We start from the raw sequence: 647 nt of genomic DNA on the forward strand, positions 1-647 counted from the left end.
GCCCCGCCGCCGCCGCCCCCGCCACGGCGGGAGCAGCCACCCCGCCCGCCCCAGCCTAGCCCGGATGCCGAGCGCGCCGCCCGCGCCGGCGGCCGCACCGGCAGGCTGCAGGTCATCCTCGCCTGGGAGGACACCAATGATCTCGACCTCTACGTGGCCTGCCCGGATGGCCAGGTGCTGGGGCCGGACAACAGCCGCGGCGCCTGTGGCGGGCGGATCGACGTGGATGCCAATCGCGGCGGCCCCAACCCGGCCCCCGGCTTGACTCGGACGCCGGTGGAGAACGCCGTCTGGGACCGGCCGCCGCCGGGGCGCTACCGGGTGCATGTGAATGCCTGCTGCGGGGTGGTGCGGCAGATGCCGGGCTCCGCCTTCCGCATCACGATCAGGCAGGAGGGGCAGCCGGACCGGGTGGTGCCCGGCTATGCCCGGGCTGGCACGAGCCCGCCGGGGCCGATGGTCGCCGAATTCACGGTGCCGCCGCGATGAGCCCCGGCCCGAGCTGGAGAGAGCGCCGATGAGCGGTGCCGCGCTGATCCTCGACCGTCGCCGGCGGGATGCGATCCGGCCGCTGCTGCCGGCGCGGCCGGCGGCGGAATGGCATGCGGCGCTTACGGCGGAGATCACGGCGGGGCTGGGGGCGGCGC

1 protein-coding gene is annotated in these 647 nt (G+C 76.7%); it reads left to right on the forward strand.

From position 1 onward, the window contains the following. A partial coding sequence (locus tag NJ376_RS28550) for a hypothetical protein (protein ID WP_252956724.1) occupies positions 1-489 on the forward strand: 489 nt, incomplete at its 5' end. Positions 490-647 lie beyond the last annotated feature (158 nt).

The sequence above is a fragment of the Siccirubricoccus soli genome, assembly GCF_024178315.1.
GTDB classification, from domain to species: Bacteria; Pseudomonadota; Alphaproteobacteria; order Acetobacterales; family Acetobacteraceae; genus Siccirubricoccus; species Siccirubricoccus soli.